This is a genomic window from Nocardioides sp., from assembly GCF_036267815.1.
Classification (GTDB): Bacteria; Actinomycetota; Actinomycetes; order Propionibacteriales; family Nocardioidaceae; genus Nocardioides.
On sequence record NZ_DATAVI010000038.1, the window covers coordinates 70,578 to 85,643 of the forward strand.

At 72.1% G+C, this 15,066-nt stretch carries 17 protein-coding genes; 8 read left to right on the forward strand and 9 right to left on the reverse strand.

The window, feature by feature from the left end; translation table 11 throughout:
• Window positions 1–11: 11 nt before the first annotated feature.
• Window positions 12–2,072: an APC family permease gene (locus VHW64_RS07525; protein ID WP_329649907.1), complete on the reverse strand. Its 2,061-nt coding sequence runs from the start codon at window positions 2,070–2,072 to the stop codon at window positions 12–14.
• Between the two features lie 39 nt (window positions 2,073–2,111).
• Here VHW64_RS07525 and VHW64_RS07530 point away from each other — a divergent pair, with 39 nt between their 5' ends.
• Both VHW64_RS07530 and VHW64_RS07535 read left to right on the forward strand, forming a co-directional pair.
• A complete protein-coding gene (locus tag VHW64_RS07530; RefSeq protein ID WP_414690468.1) occupies window positions 2,112–2,756 on the forward strand; it encodes a potassium channel family protein in 645 nt (214 codons plus the stop codon).
• A gap of 13 nt (window positions 2,757–2,769) precedes the next feature.
• On the forward strand, window positions 2,770–3,441 hold the full coding sequence (locus tag VHW64_RS07535) for a TrkA family potassium uptake protein (protein ID WP_329649909.1): 672 nt from the start codon (window positions 2,770–2,772) through the stop codon (window positions 3,439–3,441).
• On the opposite strand, the gene VHW64_RS07540 is transcribed toward VHW64_RS07535, so the two are convergent.
• Genes VHW64_RS07540 through dut form a run of 4 tightly spaced genes read right to left on the reverse strand, consistent with a single transcriptional unit; the run spans window position 3,416 to window position 5,746 of the window.
• Window positions 3,416–4,138 (reverse strand): DUF3159 domain-containing protein, encoded by a 723-nt coding sequence (locus VHW64_RS07540; protein WP_329649910.1) that lies wholly within the window; start codon window positions 4,136–4,138, stop codon window positions 3,416–3,418. The genes VHW64_RS07535 and VHW64_RS07540 overlap by 26 nt on opposite strands.
• Window positions 4,139–4,197: 59 nt before the next feature.
• Window positions 4,198–4,560: an OB-fold nucleic acid binding domain-containing protein gene (locus VHW64_RS07545; protein ID WP_329649911.1), complete on the reverse strand. Its 363-nt coding sequence runs from the start codon at window positions 4,558–4,560 to the stop codon at window positions 4,198–4,200.
• Between the two features lie 21 nt (window positions 4,561–4,581).
• A complete protein-coding gene (locus tag VHW64_RS07550) occupies window positions 4,582–5,217 on the reverse strand; it encodes a DUF3710 domain-containing protein (RefSeq protein ID WP_329649912.1) in 636 nt (211 codons plus the stop codon).
• 22 nt (window positions 5,218–5,239) lie between these two features.
• Entirely contained in the window at window positions 5,240–5,746 is a 507-nt protein-coding gene (dut, locus tag VHW64_RS07555) for a dUTP diphosphatase (RefSeq protein WP_329649913.1), read from the reverse strand.
• Window positions 5,747–5,798: 52 nt separating this feature from the next.
• On the opposite strand from dut, the gene VHW64_RS07560 reads away from it, so the two are divergent.
• On the forward strand, window positions 5,799–6,302 hold the full coding sequence (locus VHW64_RS07560; RefSeq protein ID WP_329649914.1) for a DUF3093 domain-containing protein: 504 nt from the start codon (window positions 5,799–5,801) through the stop codon (window positions 6,300–6,302).
• A gap of 9 nt (window positions 6,303–6,311) precedes the next feature.
• Window positions 6,312–6,599 (forward strand): DUF4235 domain-containing protein, encoded by a 288-nt coding sequence (locus VHW64_RS07565; RefSeq protein ID WP_329649915.1) that lies wholly within the window; start codon window positions 6,312–6,314, stop codon window positions 6,597–6,599.
• 30 nt (window positions 6,600–6,629) lie between these two features.
• Here the strand turns inward: VHW64_RS07565 and VHW64_RS07570 are convergent, their stop codons facing one another.
• From VHW64_RS07570 to VHW64_RS07580, 3 genes are all read right to left on the reverse strand, one after another.
• Window positions 6,630–6,923, reverse strand: coding sequence for a DUF4193 domain-containing protein (locus VHW64_RS07570; RefSeq protein WP_329649916.1), 294 nt, complete (start codon window positions 6,921–6,923; stop codon window positions 6,630–6,632).
• Window positions 6,924–7,054: 131 nt separating this feature from the next.
• Window positions 7,055–7,900 carry an inositol monophosphatase family protein gene (locus VHW64_RS07575; RefSeq protein WP_329649917.1) on the reverse strand — a complete coding sequence of 282 codons (846 nt, stop codon included), beginning with the start codon at window positions 7,898–7,900 and terminating at the stop codon, window positions 7,055–7,057.
• Window positions 7,897–9,009 (reverse strand): ferrochelatase, encoded by a 1,113-nt coding sequence (locus VHW64_RS07580; RefSeq protein WP_329649918.1) that lies wholly within the window; start codon window positions 9,007–9,009, stop codon window positions 7,897–7,899. The genes VHW64_RS07575 and VHW64_RS07580 overlap by 4 nt, the downstream gene beginning before the upstream one ends.
• Before the next feature lie 30 nt (window positions 9,010–9,039).
• On the opposite strand from VHW64_RS07580, the gene VHW64_RS07585 reads away from it, so the two are divergent.
• The 4 genes from VHW64_RS07585 to sepH all read left to right on the forward strand — a co-directional run bounded on the left by VHW64_RS07585 (window position 9,040) and on the right by sepH (window position 14,030).
• Window positions 9,040–10,266 (forward strand): MFS transporter, encoded by a 1,227-nt coding sequence (locus tag VHW64_RS07585; RefSeq protein ID WP_329649919.1) that lies wholly within the window; start codon window positions 9,040–9,042, stop codon window positions 10,264–10,266.
• The gene (locus VHW64_RS07590; protein ID WP_329649920.1) at window positions 10,267–11,448 is read left to right on the forward strand and encodes an MFS transporter; all 1,182 of its coding nucleotides are present in this window, start codon (window positions 10,267–10,269) and stop codon (window positions 11,446–11,448) included. It abuts the gene before it with no gap.
• A gap of 47 nt (window positions 11,449–11,495) precedes the next feature.
• Window positions 11,496–12,806, forward strand: coding sequence for a D-arabinono-1,4-lactone oxidase (locus tag VHW64_RS07595; RefSeq protein WP_329649921.1), 1,311 nt, complete (start codon window positions 11,496–11,498; stop codon window positions 12,804–12,806).
• A 132-nt stretch (window positions 12,807–12,938) separates the two neighbouring features.
• Window positions 12,939–14,030, forward strand: coding sequence for a septation protein SepH (gene sepH, locus VHW64_RS07600; RefSeq protein WP_329649922.1), 1,092 nt, complete (start codon window positions 12,939–12,941; stop codon window positions 14,028–14,030).
• A 377-nt stretch (window positions 14,031–14,407) separates the two neighbouring features.
• Here sepH and VHW64_RS07605 read toward each other — a convergent pair whose 3' ends face one another.
• Entirely contained in the window at window positions 14,408–15,064 is a 657-nt protein-coding gene (locus VHW64_RS07605; RefSeq protein WP_329649923.1) for a thymidine kinase, read from the reverse strand.
• Between the last annotated feature and the right edge of the window lie 2 nt (window positions 15,065–15,066).

Consider the following 15,066-nt stretch of genomic DNA (forward strand, 5'->3'; position numbering starts at 1 on the left):
ACCGGACCGGCTCACCGGGGGACGCGGGTGCGGGGCGGCGGCACCTGGCCGCCGGTGCGCACGGTCCCGCGCCGCAGGTCGCCGGCCTTGACCCGGTCGAGGTCGCGACGAGCACGGTCGCGCGCGATCTGGGACGACTGGAGCTGGTAGGGCACCGAGGTCACCATGACGCCCGGTGTGAACAGCAGCTTGCCCTTCAGGCGCAGGGCGGTCTGGTTGTGCAGCACCTGCTCCCACCACCGGCCCACGACGTACTCCGGGATGTAGACCGCCACGACGCCGCGCGGCTGGGCCTTCCTGATCTGGATGGCGTACTCGACGATGGGCCGGACGATCTCGCGGTACGGCGAGTAGAGCACCTTCAGGGGCACCCCGAGGTTGCGGTCGTCCCAATCCTGCACCAGCGCCTTCGTCGTCGCGTCGTCGGAGGAGACGTAGACCGCCTCGAGCACGTTGGGCCGGCTCGCCTTGGCGTAGGCAAGCGCGCGCAGCGTCGGCTTGTGCAGCTTGGAGACCAGCACGACGGCGTGCACGCGGGTCGGCAGGATCTTGTCCTCGTCGTCGGCGGCGAGCTCGCGGGAGACGTTGTCGTAGTGGCGGCGGATGGCCTTCATGAGGGCGAAGAAGACGCACATCGCGAGGATGGCGATCCAGGCGCCCGCGAGGAACTTGGTAAGCAGGATGACCACGAACACCACGGCGGTCATCGCGAGCCCGAAGGTGTTGATGAGCCGCGAGCGCATCATCCGGCGGCGTGTCTGCGGGTCGGTCTCGGTCTTCAGATGTCGGGTCCAGTGCCGGATCATCCCGAGCTGGCTGAGGTTGAAGGAGACGAACACCCCGACGATGTAGAGCTGGATCAGCCGGGTCGTCTGCGCGTCGAAGGCGATGATCAAGACGATGGCGAAGCCGGCGAGCAGGATGATGCCGTTGCTGTAGGCGAGCCGGTCACCGCGCGACCCGAGAGCCCGCGGCAGGAACCCGTCGCGCGCGAGGATCGAGCCGAGCACGGGGAACCCGTTGAACGCCGTGTTGGCCGCCAGGATCAAGATGACCCCGGTGGTGGCCAGGACGAAGTAGAAGCCGGGCGTGAAGTCGTTGAAGACGGCCCTGGACAGCTGCGCCATCACGGTCGGCTCGTCGAAGCCGCTCGGCATCGGGTGGCCGTGCGCGTCGCGCAGGCGAGACAGGTCGGTGGGGTCGACGTACCGCAGCCCCATGTGCCGGGCGAGCACGATGATGCTCAGCAGCATCGTGACCGCGATCGTGCCGAGGAGCAGCAGGGTCGAGGCGGCGTTCTTGCTCTTGGGCTTGCGGAACGCCGGCACGCCGTTGGAGATCGCCTCGACACCGGTCAGTGCCGCGCAGCCCGAGGAGAACGCCCGCGCCAGCAGGAAGATCAGGGCGAGCCCGGTCAGGTTCCCGCTGTGCCCGGGGGCCGGGATGATCTGGTAATGCGCGCTCTGGACCTGTGGCAGCGTGCCGTGGGCGCTGCGGATGGCTCCGAACAGCGCCATGCCGATGACGCCGACCATGAAGCTGTACGTCGGCACCGCGAAGTAGGCGCCCGACTCGCGGACGCCGCGCAGGTTGAGCGAGGCCAGCACGACCACCAGCACGACGGCTGTCACGACCTCGTGCCCGGCCACCCAGGGGATCGCCGAGCCGGCGTTCTGCACGCCGGAGGAGACCGACACGGCCACGGTCATCACGTAGTCGACGAGGAGCGCGGAGGCGACGGTGACGCCGGCGGTCTGGCCGAGGTTGACCGTGGCCACCTCGTAGTCGCCGCCACCGCTGGGGTAGGCGTGGACGTTCTGCCGGTACGACGCCACCACGGTCAGCATCACGACCGCGACCGCGATGCCGATCTTCCACGACCAGACGTACGTCGAGGCCCCCGCCAGGGAGAGCATGATGAACACCTCGTCCGGCGCGTAGGCCACCGACGAGAGCGCGTCGCTGGCGAACACCGGGAGCGCGATCCGCTTGGGCAGGAGCGTCTCACCGAGCTGAGAGCTGCGGAGTTTCCTGCCCAACAGGATCCGCTTCGATACATCGCCGACACCCACGAGTGGACAGGATACGGTTCCCCCGTGCACGTCGTGATCATGGGATGTGGCCGGGTGGGCTCGACCCTGGCGCGCAGCCTCGAGGAGCGCAACCACACCGTGGCTGTCATCGACAGCGAGCCCGACGCCTTCCGGCGGCTGGGGCCCGGTTTCAACGGCGACAAGATCACCGGCTACGGGTTCGACCAGGAGGTCCTGGAGAAGGCGGGAATCCGCCGTGCAGACGCGTTTGCCGCCGTCTCGAGCGGTGACAACTCCAACATCATCGCCGCCCGGGTGGCCCGCGAGACGTTCGGCATCGACCATGTCGTCGCCCGCATCTACGACCCCGGCCGGGCCGAGGTGTACCAGCGGCTCGGGATCACCACCGTCGCGACGGTGAAGTGGACCGCTGACCAAGTGCTCAGACGGCTCCTGCCGGTGGGGGCCGAGCCCGACTTCCGCGACCCGTCCGGCACGATCCGGGTCGACCAGGTGCCCGCGCCGACGAGCTGGGTCGGCCACCGCACCATCGACTTCCAGGCGGCCTCCAAGTCACGGATCGCCTGGATCGACCGGCTCGGGGAGGGCATGCTGCCCACGATCGACAGCGTCATCCAGGAGGGCGACCTGCTCCACCTGGTGATGCGCGAGGAGAACGCCGCCGGCGCCTACCACGTCATCAACGAAGGCCCCGAGGACTAAGAGGACTGAGCGCATGCGCGTCGCCATCGCCGGGGCCGGAGCCGTCGGCCGCTCCATCGCCCGGGAGCTGATCACCAACGGGCACCAGGTCCTCCTGGTCGACAAGGACCCCCGGGCCATCAGGCCCGAGCGCGTCCCGGACGCCGAGTGGCTCCTCGCCGACTCCTGCGAGCTGTCCTCCCTCGAGGAGGCCCACCTCGACCAGTGCGACGTCGTGATCGCCGCGACCGGCGACGACAAGGCCAACCTCGTCACGGCCCTGCTGGCCAAGACCGAGTTCGCCGTGCCCCGGACGGTCGGACGGGTCAACCACCCCAACAACGAGTGGCTCTTCAACGAGGCCTGGGGGGTCGACGTGAACGTCTCTACCCCGCGGATCATGTCGGCGCTGGTCGAGGAGGCCGTCACGGTCGGCGACCTGGTCCGGCTGTTCACGTTCCGGCAGAGCAACGCCAACCTGGTCGAGCTCACCTTGCCGCACGACTCGCCGTACGTCGGCCGGCCGTCGGGCCTGATCCCGTTCCCGGACAACGCCGCGCTGGTGACGATCCTGCGCGACGGGCAGGTCTACGCGCCCGACGGCGACCAGCCGCTCGAGGCCGGCGACGAGCTCCTCTTCGTGGTCTCGGCCGACGTCGAGGACGAGCTCCAGCTGCTGCTCAACCCCGACCACTCGCAGGACTGACCGGCTCCCCGGCGTCCAGTGGCGTGTGGTTGCGGCTGAGCAGCCACGACATGGCCCCGAGCGCGGCCAGCTGGAGGGGCCAGCCCATCACGACCTTGAGCACGCCGAGGGCGGTGACCGCGCTGTCGGCCGAGATGCTGCCGGAGTGTCCGGCCAGCCAGATGGGCCCCTGGACCAGGGCCCGCACGGCGCACGGCAGCACGAGCAGCCAGGTGAGCCGGCTGCACAGCCGCACGACCTGCCGGTCGTCGTGCCAGGCCGTCGGGTCGCCGGTGACGCTGCCGATCACGAAGCCGACCAGCGGCCAGCCGGTGAGGCAGGTCAGGGCGATCGCGATGGCGTAGCCGATGTTGTAGAGCAGGCCCGGGACGAAGTAGGCCAGGGCCTGGTCGTCGGCACTGCCGCCGCGGCGTGCGGCGAGGTAGACGAACAGCGAGCCCACGGCGATGCCGACCAGGGAGTTGACGCAGAACTTCACCGTCTGCCGCTGCACCAGGCGCGCCGCCAGCTCCACGACCCCGACGGCGACGCTGGCGCCGAGAGCGACACCGAGCTGGCGACTCAGCAGCCACACGGTGGTGAAGGTCAGGGTCGGCACCGCGGTCTCGACGACGCCTCGCACCCCGCCCAGGGCCACGCCGAGCTGATGCCGCACCAAGGCCTCGACGGTGTCGGTCGGTGGCGGCGAAGAGGTCATCGGGTGTCCGTACGTCGGGTGGCCGGGTCCCCGCGGGACGGCGGCTGGCGGTCAGGCGGTCAGGCCAGCAGCGTGTAGCGCGGGTTGTAGATCACGCGGTCCGTGCCCTGCCGGCCGATCCGGCCCTGCACCTCGATCGAGCGGCCGGGCGTGATGGCGGCGATCTCGCGCCGGCCCAGCCAGACCAGCATCAGGGAGTCCGACCCGTCGAACAGCTCGGCCTCGAGTGCCGGGACGCCGCCGCGCGGCCGCAGGGTCACGTTCTTCAGGGTGCCGCGCAGGCGCACCGGCGTGCGCTCCGCGCAGTCGACGATCAGGTCGCACCGTCCGGCCCGGGTGGTCGCCCGGAGCTCGCGGGCGTGCTGGTCCTCGGCGTTCGCCCAGCTGCTGATCGAGCGTCGCAACTTGCTCTTCTCGCCCATGCTCTCAGGATACCGGCCAGGTCAGGCGAGCCGCTGGGCATCGTCGGGCAGGCTCAGCGGCAGGGCGTCTCCGGAGGGCATCGCGTGCGTCCCCCGGTGGACCACCACGGAGGCGAGCGCCTCCTCCCACTCCGGCGAGAGCTCGGGCTCGACCGCCGGCTGACCGAGGAACGTCGCGCGCAGCAGCCAGCGGGCGCCGTTCACCCCGACGATCAGGGAGGGCTGGAGCGCCTGGGTCCCGTCGGGCATCACGACCTGCATCTGACAGACCAGCTCGGGACCGAACCGGCCCTCGCGCTCGGTGGCCGTGCCGCCGTGCCTGGCGACGTCGGCCGCGATCTGGGGACGGATCTCGGACCACAGGTCGCCGCCCCGCGGAGCGGCGAAGGCCCGCAGCTCCAGGGCCCCTTCCTCCGCGGCCAGCATCACCGACTGCACCTCCCCGGTGGTCTCGTCGACCTGGAGGCGAAGCTCGGCCCCCTCGCGGCCGGGCACGCGCAGCGAGCCGAGGTCGACCCGGTCGAGCCCGTCGTCGGGCGTCTCGCCGGAGTCCCACGGACCGGTGCCGGCCCGCGCCGAGGTGTGCTCCAGGTCGTCGTTCGTCGCCTCGTCGGCGGAGGCCTTGTCAGGCTCCGAGCGAGCCTTTCGGCGGAACATCAGTGCTGCTCCCAGCTGTGGGTCACGAGTGGTCGGGTGCGGGCTCTCGCCGAGCCTGGGCGAGGCCGGCGGAGCCTCCGGTCGAACCGTATCCCCCGGCGCCCCGGATCGAGTCCGGCAGGGTCTCGACCTCGGTGAAGACCGCCTGCTCGACCCGCTGGACCACCAGCTGGGCGACCCGGTCGCCGCGCCGCAGCTCGACCGCCGAGGTCGCGTCGTGGTTGACCAGCAGGACCTTGATCTCACCGCGGTACCCGGCGTCGACCGTGCCCGGGGCGTTGACGATCGAGAGGCCGTGCCGCAACGCCAGTCCGGAGCGGGGATGGACCAGCGCGACGAACCCCGGTGGCAGGGCGAGGGCGATCCCGGTCGGCACCAGGGCTCGCTCCCCCGGCGCCAGGGTCACGTCGACGCTGGTCATCAGGTCGGCGCCGGCGTCGCCGGGATGGGCGTACGACGGCAGTGGAAGGCCGGGATCGAGCCTGACGACCGCCACCGGCAGGCCGGGTACGGCCTCGGGATCTGCCATGTGCGGACCCTATCCGCCGCAGCCGGGACACCGGGATGGTTGGCTTGGGTCCGTGCCTGGACCCAGTTCTCCGCAGACACCGGGCGGGACCGTCTCGACCGGTTACCGCGAGCGGCTCAGCGTGCCCCTGCGCTGGTGGGTCCAGGGAACCATGCTGGTGGCGACCTTCTGGCTGGCCTTCGTGGTCTCGACACCCGCCGTCGTCGCCTGGCCGGCGACCGCGGTGCTGATGCTCGTGATGATCGCGGTCTTCTGGGGCTACGGCTCGGCCCGGATCGAGGTCGCCGACGGCTGGCTGCGTGCGGGCCGGGCCCGGATCCCCGCGGCGTACCTCGGTCGGGCCGAGCCCCTGGACGCCGCGGAGACGCGGCGGGTGGCCGGGCGTGACGCCGACGTCCGCGCCTACCTGCTGATCCGGCCCTACCTCAAGCGCAGCGTCCGGGTGACCGTGCGCGACCACCGCGACCCGGCGCCGTACTGGCTGCTCAGCACCCGCGACCCCGCCGCCCTGGCGGCAGCCATCGGGGTGATCACCGGCCCGCGAGAGCCGCGATAGCCTGAGGGCATGGCTGACTCTGGTGGCAGCAAGCTCTGGACAGTGTTCTCGCTGATCTCGGCGCTCGGTGCCGCGACCCTGGCGAAGAAGGCCCTCGACACGGGGTGGAAGGCCGCCACGGGCAAGCAGCCGCCGGTGAACCCCGCCGACCCCGACGTCAGGATGGCCGAGGCCGTGGCCTGGGCCGCCGTCAGCGGCACCTTCGTGGCGCTCGCCCGGATGCTCGCCCAGCGGCGCGCCGCCGACTACTACCGCCGCTCGGCCGGCCACCTCCCACCCCAGCTCCAGAAGGACTGAGCCGACCCGGCAGAACCGGGTCGGCGTTGGTCAGGCAGCGCAGTCGCGGCAGATGAGGCGCTTCTCGTCGGCCAGCTGGCTTCGGTGGTGCACCAGGAAGCAGCTCATGCACGTGAACTCGTCCTCCTGGCGCGGCATCACCTCGACCGCCAGCTCCTCGTGCGACAGGTCGGCGCCGGGCAGCTCGAAGGACTCGGCCGCTTCGGCCTCGTCCTCGTCGACCTTCCCGGAGTTCTTGTCGTGCCGACGCGCCTTGAGCTCTTCGATGCTCTCTTCGGACTGGTCTTCCTCGTTCTTGCGAGGTGCGTCGTAGTCGGTGGCCATGCTCGTGTGTTCTCTCTCCCCATCCTGCGCCCGTGTCGCCGCCGCTCGTCGGCGCGCCGCATTGTGCCTCAAGACCGCGCGGTGCGCATCTCGGCCCCTGCGGTGTCTCATGAACAGAGGGTGAGGGTTGCCTATTCCCCGCGGGTCGATCCGCTCGTCCCGCCTGCTTCCGGGCCCTCTCCGGCCAGGAAGCCGGCCTCGACGACGGCCTCCCGGAACTCCGCGAAACCATCCCGAGGAGCGCAGATCAGCACGCGCTTGCCGACCGGCGACCGGGCGACCTCGAGGATGCCACCCGCCTCCAAGACGACCAGGCCGGCAGCGGCGTGATCCCAGATGTGGGGACCCTCCTCGACGTAGGCGTCGAGGAGCCCGGAGGCCACCCCGCACAGGTCGAGGGCGCACGAGCCCTGGCGTCGCAGGTCGCGCACGCGCGGCAGCAGCCGCGCGATGTACGACGCCGCCCGGGCTCGAGCGGGCTGCTCGTAGCTGAAGCCGGTGGCGAGCAGGCGCTCGGCCAGCACGACTCCCAGCCGTGGCCGGACGGCCCGGCCGTTGCAGGTCGCCCCGCCGCCCAGGGTGGCGACGTACTCCAGGCCGAGCCGGGGCGCGACGACGACCCCCGCCACGACCTCGCCGTCCACCTCGGCCGCGATGCTGACCGCGAAGTGCGGGTGGCCGTAGAGGTAGTTCACCGTGCCGTCGATCGGGTCGACGATCCACACCACCCCCGAGGTGCCGGGCAGGTCATCGCCCTCCTCGCCGATCATCCCGTCGTCCGGCCGGGCGCCCAGTAGTCGCTCCTTCACCAGCGCCTCCGCGGCCTGGTCGGCCAGGGTCACGATGTCGGTCGCGCTGGTCTTGGTGCCCGCCACCTCGACCCCCCGGTCGCGCAGGCGCAGCACGAGCTCGCCGGCGTCGCGAGCGGTCCCCAGCGCGAGGTCGCCCAGGTCAGCGGCCGAGGGCGGTGCGCTCACGCCGCTCCGCCGAGGGCCGGGCGGTCACCGCGCGGGTTGGGGCAGCAGCCGGGCACGCAGAGGTCCCAGCAGGGCGGGTCGCCGCCGACGCTGACCCGGTCGACGTGCTCGCCACGCTCGGTCGCCGCCCGCTCCAGCAGCAGCTCGCGGACCATCGCCACGAACCGCGGGTCGGTGCCGGACGTCGAGACGCGCACCGCGTCCAGCCCCAGCCGTCGGGCGGTCACCAGGGCCTCGGTGTCGAGGTCGTAGACCACCTCCATGTGGTCGGAGACGAAGCCGATCGGGACGATGACCACCGACCCGGAAGCGCCGTCCGGGAGATCTCCGGCGAGCTTCTCGAGGTGGTCGTTGACGTCCGGCTCCAGCCACGGCACCTGGGGCGGCCCCGAGCGCGAGCAGAACACGACGTCGTGGGCGTGCTCGCGACCCGTCAGTGCCGAGACGCGGCCTGCGACATACGCCGCGGCGTTGCGGTGCTGCGCGAGGTACGCCCCACCCTGCGGCCCGCTGCCGTCGTTCATCGACACGGGGATGGAGTGGGTCACGAACAGCAGCCGCGCGTCCGGGCGCCCCGAGACGGCCGCGACCACGGCGTCGACGACGGGACCGAGGAAGCCGGGGTGGTTGTAGTAGGACCGCAGTCGGTCCAGCTGCGGGCCGCCGGCCCCATCCTCGGGGCCGCGCCCGAAGCCGGTCGCCTGGGCGAGGTCCTCGCGGTACTGCCGGCACGAGGAGTACGACGAGTAGGCGCTCGTGACGAAGCCCGCGGCCCGGGTCACCCCGTCCCGTCGCATCTGCTCGACCGCGTCGGTGAGGTACGGGTCCCAGTTGCGGTTGCCCCAGTAGACGGGCACCGCGACGTCGTGTGCGGCCAGGTCCGCGCGGATGGCGTCGAGCAGCGTGCGGTTGATGTCGTTGATCGGGCTCCTGCCCCCGAACCCGAGATAGTGCCCGCCGACCTCCTCGAGCCGCTCGCGGGGGATGCCGCGTCCGCGGGTGACGATCTCCAGGAACGGCACGACGTCCTCGGGCCGCTCGGGCCCGCCGAAGGAGACCAGGAGCAGGCCGTCGTACGGCGCGACAGTGCTCGATGCGGACGACGGCATGTCGCCATCGTGCCCTACGCTCCGAGCAGCATGTTCACCCGCTACCGCTCCGTGCTGACGTTCCGCGGGGCGTGGCGGTTCAGCCTCGCCGCGTTCGTCGCACGCCTCCCGATCTCGATCTCGACGCTGGGCATCGTCCTGCTCGTGACCGGGCTGGGCAGGTCCTACGGGCTCGCGGGCGCGCTCTCCGCCTCGTACACGATCGCCAACGGCCTCTCCTCGGTGGTCCAGGGCCGGCTCCTGGACCGGCTCGGCCAGTCCGTCGTCCTGCCCGTCGTCACCGGGGTGTACGCGATCGGGCTCGTGGGACTGGTCACGGCCACCCAGTCCCACTCCCCCGCCGTCCTCGCCTTCGGCGCGGCGTTCGTCGCCGGGGTCGCCTACCCGCCGATCGGCTCGGTGGTGCGCGCTCGGTGGTCGCACGTCCTCACCGGCCGACCGAGCGACGTGCAGACCGCCTATGCGCTGGAGTCCGTGGTCGACGAGCTGATCTTCGTGATCGGCCCGACCGTCGCCACCGTGCTGGCGACCCAGTGGCACCCGTGGGCCGGCCTCGGGCTGGCCCTGGTCACCGGAGTCCCGGGCCTCCTGGTCCTGGCGGCCCTGCGCGACTCGCAGCCGGTGCCGCTCCAGGGTCGGCAGCAGAGCGGTCCTCGCCCGGCCATGCCCTGGCTCCCGGTCCTGGTGCTGGCGGGGGTCTCGTTCGCGCTCGGGTCGATGTTCGCCGCCGCCGAGGTCGCCACCGTGGCGTTCTCGGCCGAGCAGCACGCCAAGAGCCTGGCCGGAGTGCTGCTCGCGTGCTGGTCGGCCGGGAGCATGGTGGCCGGGCTGGCGACGGGCACGCTGAGCTGGCGTCGCTCGGCGACCACGCGCGTGCGGGTGGGCTCGTTCCTGCTGGCCCTGGTGATGGTGCCGATGTCGTTCGTCGGCTCGATGGCGGTGATGGGAGTGACGCTCTTCGTCGCGGGCTTCGCCATCGCCCCGACGCTGATCGCGATCTTCTCGGCGATCGAGCAGGGAGTGCCCGCGGCCCGGCTGACCGAGGGCATCGCGCTGTCGCACACCGGGCTCGCGGCGGGGCTGGCCCCCGGAGCGGGCCTGGCCGGCTGGGTCATCGACGCGCACGGCGCCTCCCCGTCGTACCTCGTGGCGCTCGGAGGCGGGGTGGTGGCGGCCCTGGCATCGCTGGCCCTCCCCTCGTCGTTCACGGCGGCGGCGTCCGCGCACGGGACCGCCCACGACGTGCCGGTGGTCTGAGTGCTCGCTCGCTACCGCCACGTCCTCGGCCTGCCCGGCACCCTGCGGTTCAGTGCGACCGCGCTCCTCGGGCGGCTGCCGAACTCCATGGACACGATCGGCATCGTCCTGCTGGTGACCGCGTCGGGTCGCTCCTACGGCGTCGGCGGCGCCATGTCCGGCGCCTACCTGGTCGCCGCCGCTGCCCTGGCCATCCCCCAGGCGCGGCTGATCGACCGCGTCGGTCAGGGCTGGGTGCTGACCGTGGCCGGCCTGGTCTTCGCCGTCGCCCTGTCGGCCTTCGTCGTCGTCGTGCGATCCGGAGGTGCCGACTGGTCGGCCTTCGGCTGCGTCGCGATCGCGGGTGGCGCCTTCCCCCAGCTCGGGTCGAGCGTGCGCACCCGGTGGTCGCACGTGCTCGACGACCGCGCCGAGCTCGACACCGCCTACGCGCTGGAGTCGGCGGCTGACGAGGTCGTCTTCATCGCCGGCCCGATCCTGGTCACCGTCCTGGCCACGACCTGGTCGCCGGTGGCCGGGCTGGGCGCGGCGATCATCGCGGGCACGGTCGGCACCCTCGCCTTCGCCGCACAGCGGGCCACCGCCCCCGCGCCCACCCCACGAGTGCGCGGCGAGCGCCGCGAGCGGCTTCAGGCCTCGGTGATGGGGCCGGTCTGCCTGGTCGGCCTGGCCCTGGGGACGCTGTTCGGTGCCGCGGAGGTCAGCACCGTCGCCTTCGCCTCCGACCGCGGCCTGCGGGGGTACGCCGGCCTGCTGCTCGCGCTGTGGGCGGCGGGCAGCCTGATCGCGGGCGTGGTCACCGGCCTGGTGGGCTGGCGGGTCGGCCCGGCGAGGCGGCTCCGCCTCGGCGCGGTGGCGATGTTCGTGGCGATGGTGCCGCTGAGCCTGATCGGCTCGATGTGGGTGATGGGCGGCTGGCTGTTCGTCGCCGGCTTCGCGATCGCCCCGACGATCATCGCGGCGATCTCGCTGGTGGAGAAGACGGCGCCGCAGTCGCGGCTCACCGAGGGCATGACCATCCTCGAGACCTCCTTCGTCGCCGGGATCGCGCCCGGCGCCGCGATCGCCGGCCGGGTCATCGACAGCCACGGACCCTCCACGGCGTACCTCATCTCGCTGGCGGCGGGGTTGGTCGCGGCCGTGGCCGCCCTCGCCGCCCGCGACGAGCCAACCCGGCCCTAGTCTCCGGCAGCCCGTCCCCTAGGGAACGCGACACTAGGCTCAGCGCCGTGAGGTGGCAGAACTGGTCGGGCCTGGAGTCGGCCGAGCCACGGGAGGTCGCCGCGCCGGCCTCGCCCGACGCGGTGGTGGCCGCGGTCCGCGCGGCTCGGGAGTCCGGTTCGACGGTCAAGATGGTCGGCACCGGGCACTCCTTCACCGGCATCGCGTCCCCCGGCGACGTGATGCTCCGACCCGACCGGCTCAGCGGGGTCGTGTCGGTCGACCGTGAGGCGATGACCGTCACGGCGTACGCCGGCACCCAGCTGAAGGTGCTCAACGCCGAGCTGGAGCGGCTCGGGCTCTCGCTACACAACATGGGCGACATCGCCGAGCAGACGCTCGCCGGCGCCGTGTCGACCGGGACGCACGGCACCGGGGGTCACGCTGCCGGGCTCGCCGCCCAGCTCGCGGGCTTCGAGCTGGTGACCGGCACCGGGGAGGTGCTGTCGGCCTCGCGGGCCGACGGCTCGGAGCTCTTCGAGCTCGGCCGCGTCGGGCTCGGTGCACTGGGCATCCTGACCACGGTCAGCTTCACGGTCGAGCCGCTGTTCTTGCTGCGAGCACACGAGGAGCCGATGTCCTGGGACGCAGCCCTCGGGTCCTTCGACCAGATGGTCGGGGAGAGCGACCACTGCGACATGTACTGGTTCCCGCACACCGACCGGATGCTGACCAAGCGCAACACCCGGCTCGCGGCCGAGGTCTCCGACGCCGAACCCGTGTCTCGCCTGCGCGGCTGGGTGGACGACGAGCTGCTGTCCAACACCGTCTTCGGCGCTCTCACCGCGGCGGCCAACCGGGTTCCTGGCGTGATCCCCCGCATGAACCAGGTCTCGGCCCGGGCGCTGTCGGCGCGCTCGTACAGCGACGTCGCCCACCGGGTCTTCACCTCCCCGCGCCGCGTGGTGTTCCGCGAGATGGAGTACGCCGTGCCGCGCGCGGCCGGCCTGGATGCGCTGCGTGAGGCTCGCCGCCTCGTCGAGGCGTCCGACTGGCGGATCAGCTTCCCGGTCGAGATCCGCGTCGCTCCTGCCGACGACGTCGCCCTGTCGACCGCCTACCAGCGCGACGCGCTCTACCTCGCCTTCCACACCCATCACAGGTCGGACTGGCGCACCCATGCGGCGTACCTCGCGGCGATGGAGTCGGTCATGCGCGACCACGACGGCCGGCCGCACTGGGGCAAGCTGCACACCCGGACAGCGGCCGACCTGGCCCCGTCGTACCCCCGCTTCGTGGAGTTCGTCGCCCTCCGAGAGCGGCTCGACCCGGACCGGCTGTTCGCCAACGACTACCTCCGGCGGGTCCTGGGCGACTGACCGGGCCCTGATCTCGCAGGTCAGACAGGCCGTGGGCGCGCCGTGCGGGCACCCGGGCGAGCAGCGCCCGCTGGCGTAGGCTCGGCGCATCCGGAGCAGGACGCCTGGAGCGAAGCGGGAGCGAACACGGCCATGGTTCACCTCAGGCTCACCGGGGTGAGCGGGGACGGCCGGAGGCTCGTGCTCGTGAGCGACGCCAGGGTGGAGTTCACCGTCGACGTCGACGACCGGCTCCGGGCCGCGGTGGCGGGCGAGTGGCCCGCACCCGAAGCTGAGCAGCCAGCGACCGGCAAGTTGGAGAGAACGATGGAATTCACCCTCCGCCCACGCGACATCCAGGCTCGGATCCGCGCCGGGGAGACCGCCGAGGCGGTGGCGCAGGTGGCCGGCACCTCGGTCGACAAGGTGATGCCGTACGCCGCGCCGGTCCTGGCCGAGCGGGCCCACGTCGCCCAGCGTGCCCAGCGCGCCTCGGTCCGGCGCCGCCCCGCAGAGGGGGCCGCGGGTCCGTCGGCCCGCACCCTCGACGAGGCCGTGGGCAGCCACCTGCGCTCGCGCAACGTCGACCCGGAGACGGTGGCGTGGGACGCCTGGCGGCGCGAGGACGGTCGCTGGACCCTCACCGGCTCCTTCACGTCCGCCAGCAGGGTCGGCGCGGCCCACTTCTCCTTCGACGCGCCGGGCAACTACGTCGTCGCCGACGACGAGGACGCGCACTGGCTCCTCGGCGAGGTCCCCGACGACGACGTTCCTTCGGCGCGCGAGGACGTCGACGCCACGCGTGATGACCTCAGCGACGCCCGCCGGCGCCGGCTGTCCGCCGTACCCGCCGAGGAGCTGCCGCTCGGCGACGACGCGATCGAGCTGGTCAGCGAGGACCACGAGCACGAGGCCGCCCGCACCCACCTGGAGTCGTCCGCGGCGCTCGGCTCCGAGGCCCCTGTCGAGGCCTACCTCGACGCGCCGGCAGGCACCAAGGACGAGGTCTCAGCGGACAGCTCGCCAGATGCCTCGCCGGACGACTCGCCGGACGACTCGCCGGAGGCCGAGCAGGCCATGCTCGAGGGCGTGGCCGACGACGACGACGCCGGTGCCACCAACCAGCGGGACCCCGACGACCCCCGCCGCTCCGAGCCGCCGAGCCGCAAGCCGGTCAAGAAGACCCGCGGCCGCGCCTCCGTGCCGAGCTGGGACGAGATCATGTTCGGTGGCCCCAACGAGTGACCCCCCATCTGGTGCTTCGGGCTCTGTCAAATCCCCCGCTGAAGCGGGGGATTTGGCACTTCTTGGGGGATGCAGCGGCCAAGAAGTGCCAAAACGGGCCAGGAAGTCAGGGACGGCGTGCCGTCTGGCCGGGCCAGCGATCGAGTCGGAGCGGGCGGTAGCCGCTCGCCGAGCCCGTCTGACCCGGGTCGACTAGTACCGGTCGACCGAACGGTCGCTTTACCTGCGAAGCGCCATGCGAGGCCCCCAGAGGCGTTTACCTTCGAGATCTGGCTCTGGGCAGAGGGGTGCTCAGAGACACGCGCGAACGCCGAGGGGCTCGACCGACACGGGGAGGCCGAGCCCCTCGGAACCACGCCATAGCCACGTCGGTCCGGCTAGGACCCGAACGGGAGCGGCTCGGCACTCAGCGACACGGCCCGCGCTCGCGCAGCGGTGAGGTGCCGGCGGTGGTGCTGGCGGCACAGCACCTCGTAGGCGATCTCCGCGGGCGGGCCGAGCACGTCGTCCACGTCACCGACGACGATCACCTCGCCCTCGATGACCATCGCGCCGTCCTCGGTGCGCGCGTTGTGGGTCGCCCGCTTGCCACACCAGCACAGCGCCTCGACCTGGAGCACCTCGGTGCGGTCGGCGAGCTCCACGAGCCGGGCCGAGCCCGCGAAGAGACGCGTCCGGAAGTCGGTGAGGATCCCGAAGCAGAACACGTCGATCTGGAGCTCGTCGACGACCTTCGCCAGCTGGTCGACCTGGGTCGGGGTGTAGAACTGCGCCTCGTCGCACACGAGGTAGTCGATCCGGGCGCCGGCGGTGAGCGAGTCGACCACGAAGCGCCAGAAGTCGAGTTCCGGGCCGACCTCGATGGCGTCGTGGGTCAGCCCCAGCCGGGAGGACAGCACCGACTCCCCGGCTCGGTCGTTGGAGGTGAACAGCCGCCCCACCCGCCCCCGGGCGGCATGGTTGTGGTTGGTCTGGAGAGCGAGAGTCGACTTCCCGGCATCCATCGTGCCGGTCCAGAACGTCAGTTCGGCCACGG

What these genes read in the sequence shown, in the direction of transcription:
- VHW64_RS07565 (WP_329649915.1), top strand. Translation starts at nt 6,312, where the DNA reads ATGGCTGACTCTGGTGGCAGCAAGCTCTGGACAGTGTTCTCGCTGATC.
- VHW64_RS07530 (WP_414690468.1), top strand. Translation starts at nt 2,112, where the DNA reads ATGGGATGTGGCCGGGTGGGCTCGACCCTGGCGCGCAGCCTCGAGGAG.
- VHW64_RS07550 (WP_329649912.1), bottom strand. Translation starts at nt 5,217, where the DNA reads ATGTTCCGCCGAAAGGCTCGCTCGGAGCCTGACAAGGCCTCCGCCGAC.
- sepH (WP_329649922.1), top strand. Translation starts at nt 12,939, where the DNA reads ATGGTTCACCTCAGGCTCACCGGGGTGAGCGGGGACGGCCGGAGGCTC.
- VHW64_RS07535 (WP_329649909.1), top strand. Translation starts at nt 2,770, where the DNA reads ATGCGCGTCGCCATCGCCGGGGCCGGAGCCGTCGGCCGCTCCATCGCC.
- dut (WP_329649913.1), bottom strand. Translation starts at nt 5,746, where the DNA reads ATGGCAGATCCCGAGGCCGTACCCGGCCTGCCGGTGGCGGTCGTCAGG.
- VHW64_RS07570 (WP_329649916.1), bottom strand. Translation starts at nt 6,923, where the DNA reads ATGGCCACCGACTACGACGCACCTCGCAAGAACGAGGAAGACCAGTCC.
- VHW64_RS07540 (WP_329649910.1), bottom strand. Translation starts at nt 4,138, where the DNA reads ATGACCTCTTCGCCGCCACCGACCGACACCGTCGAGGCCTTGGTGCGG.
- VHW64_RS07585 (WP_329649919.1), top strand. Translation starts at nt 9,040, where the DNA reads ATGTTCACCCGCTACCGCTCCGTGCTGACGTTCCGCGGGGCGTGGCGG.
- VHW64_RS07545 (WP_329649911.1), bottom strand. Translation starts at nt 4,560, where the DNA reads ATGGGCGAGAAGAGCAAGTTGCGACGCTCGATCAGCAGCTGGGCGAAC.
- VHW64_RS07580 (WP_329649918.1), bottom strand. Translation starts at nt 9,009, where the DNA reads ATGCCGTCGTCCGCATCGAGCACTGTCGCGCCGTACGACGGCCTGCTC.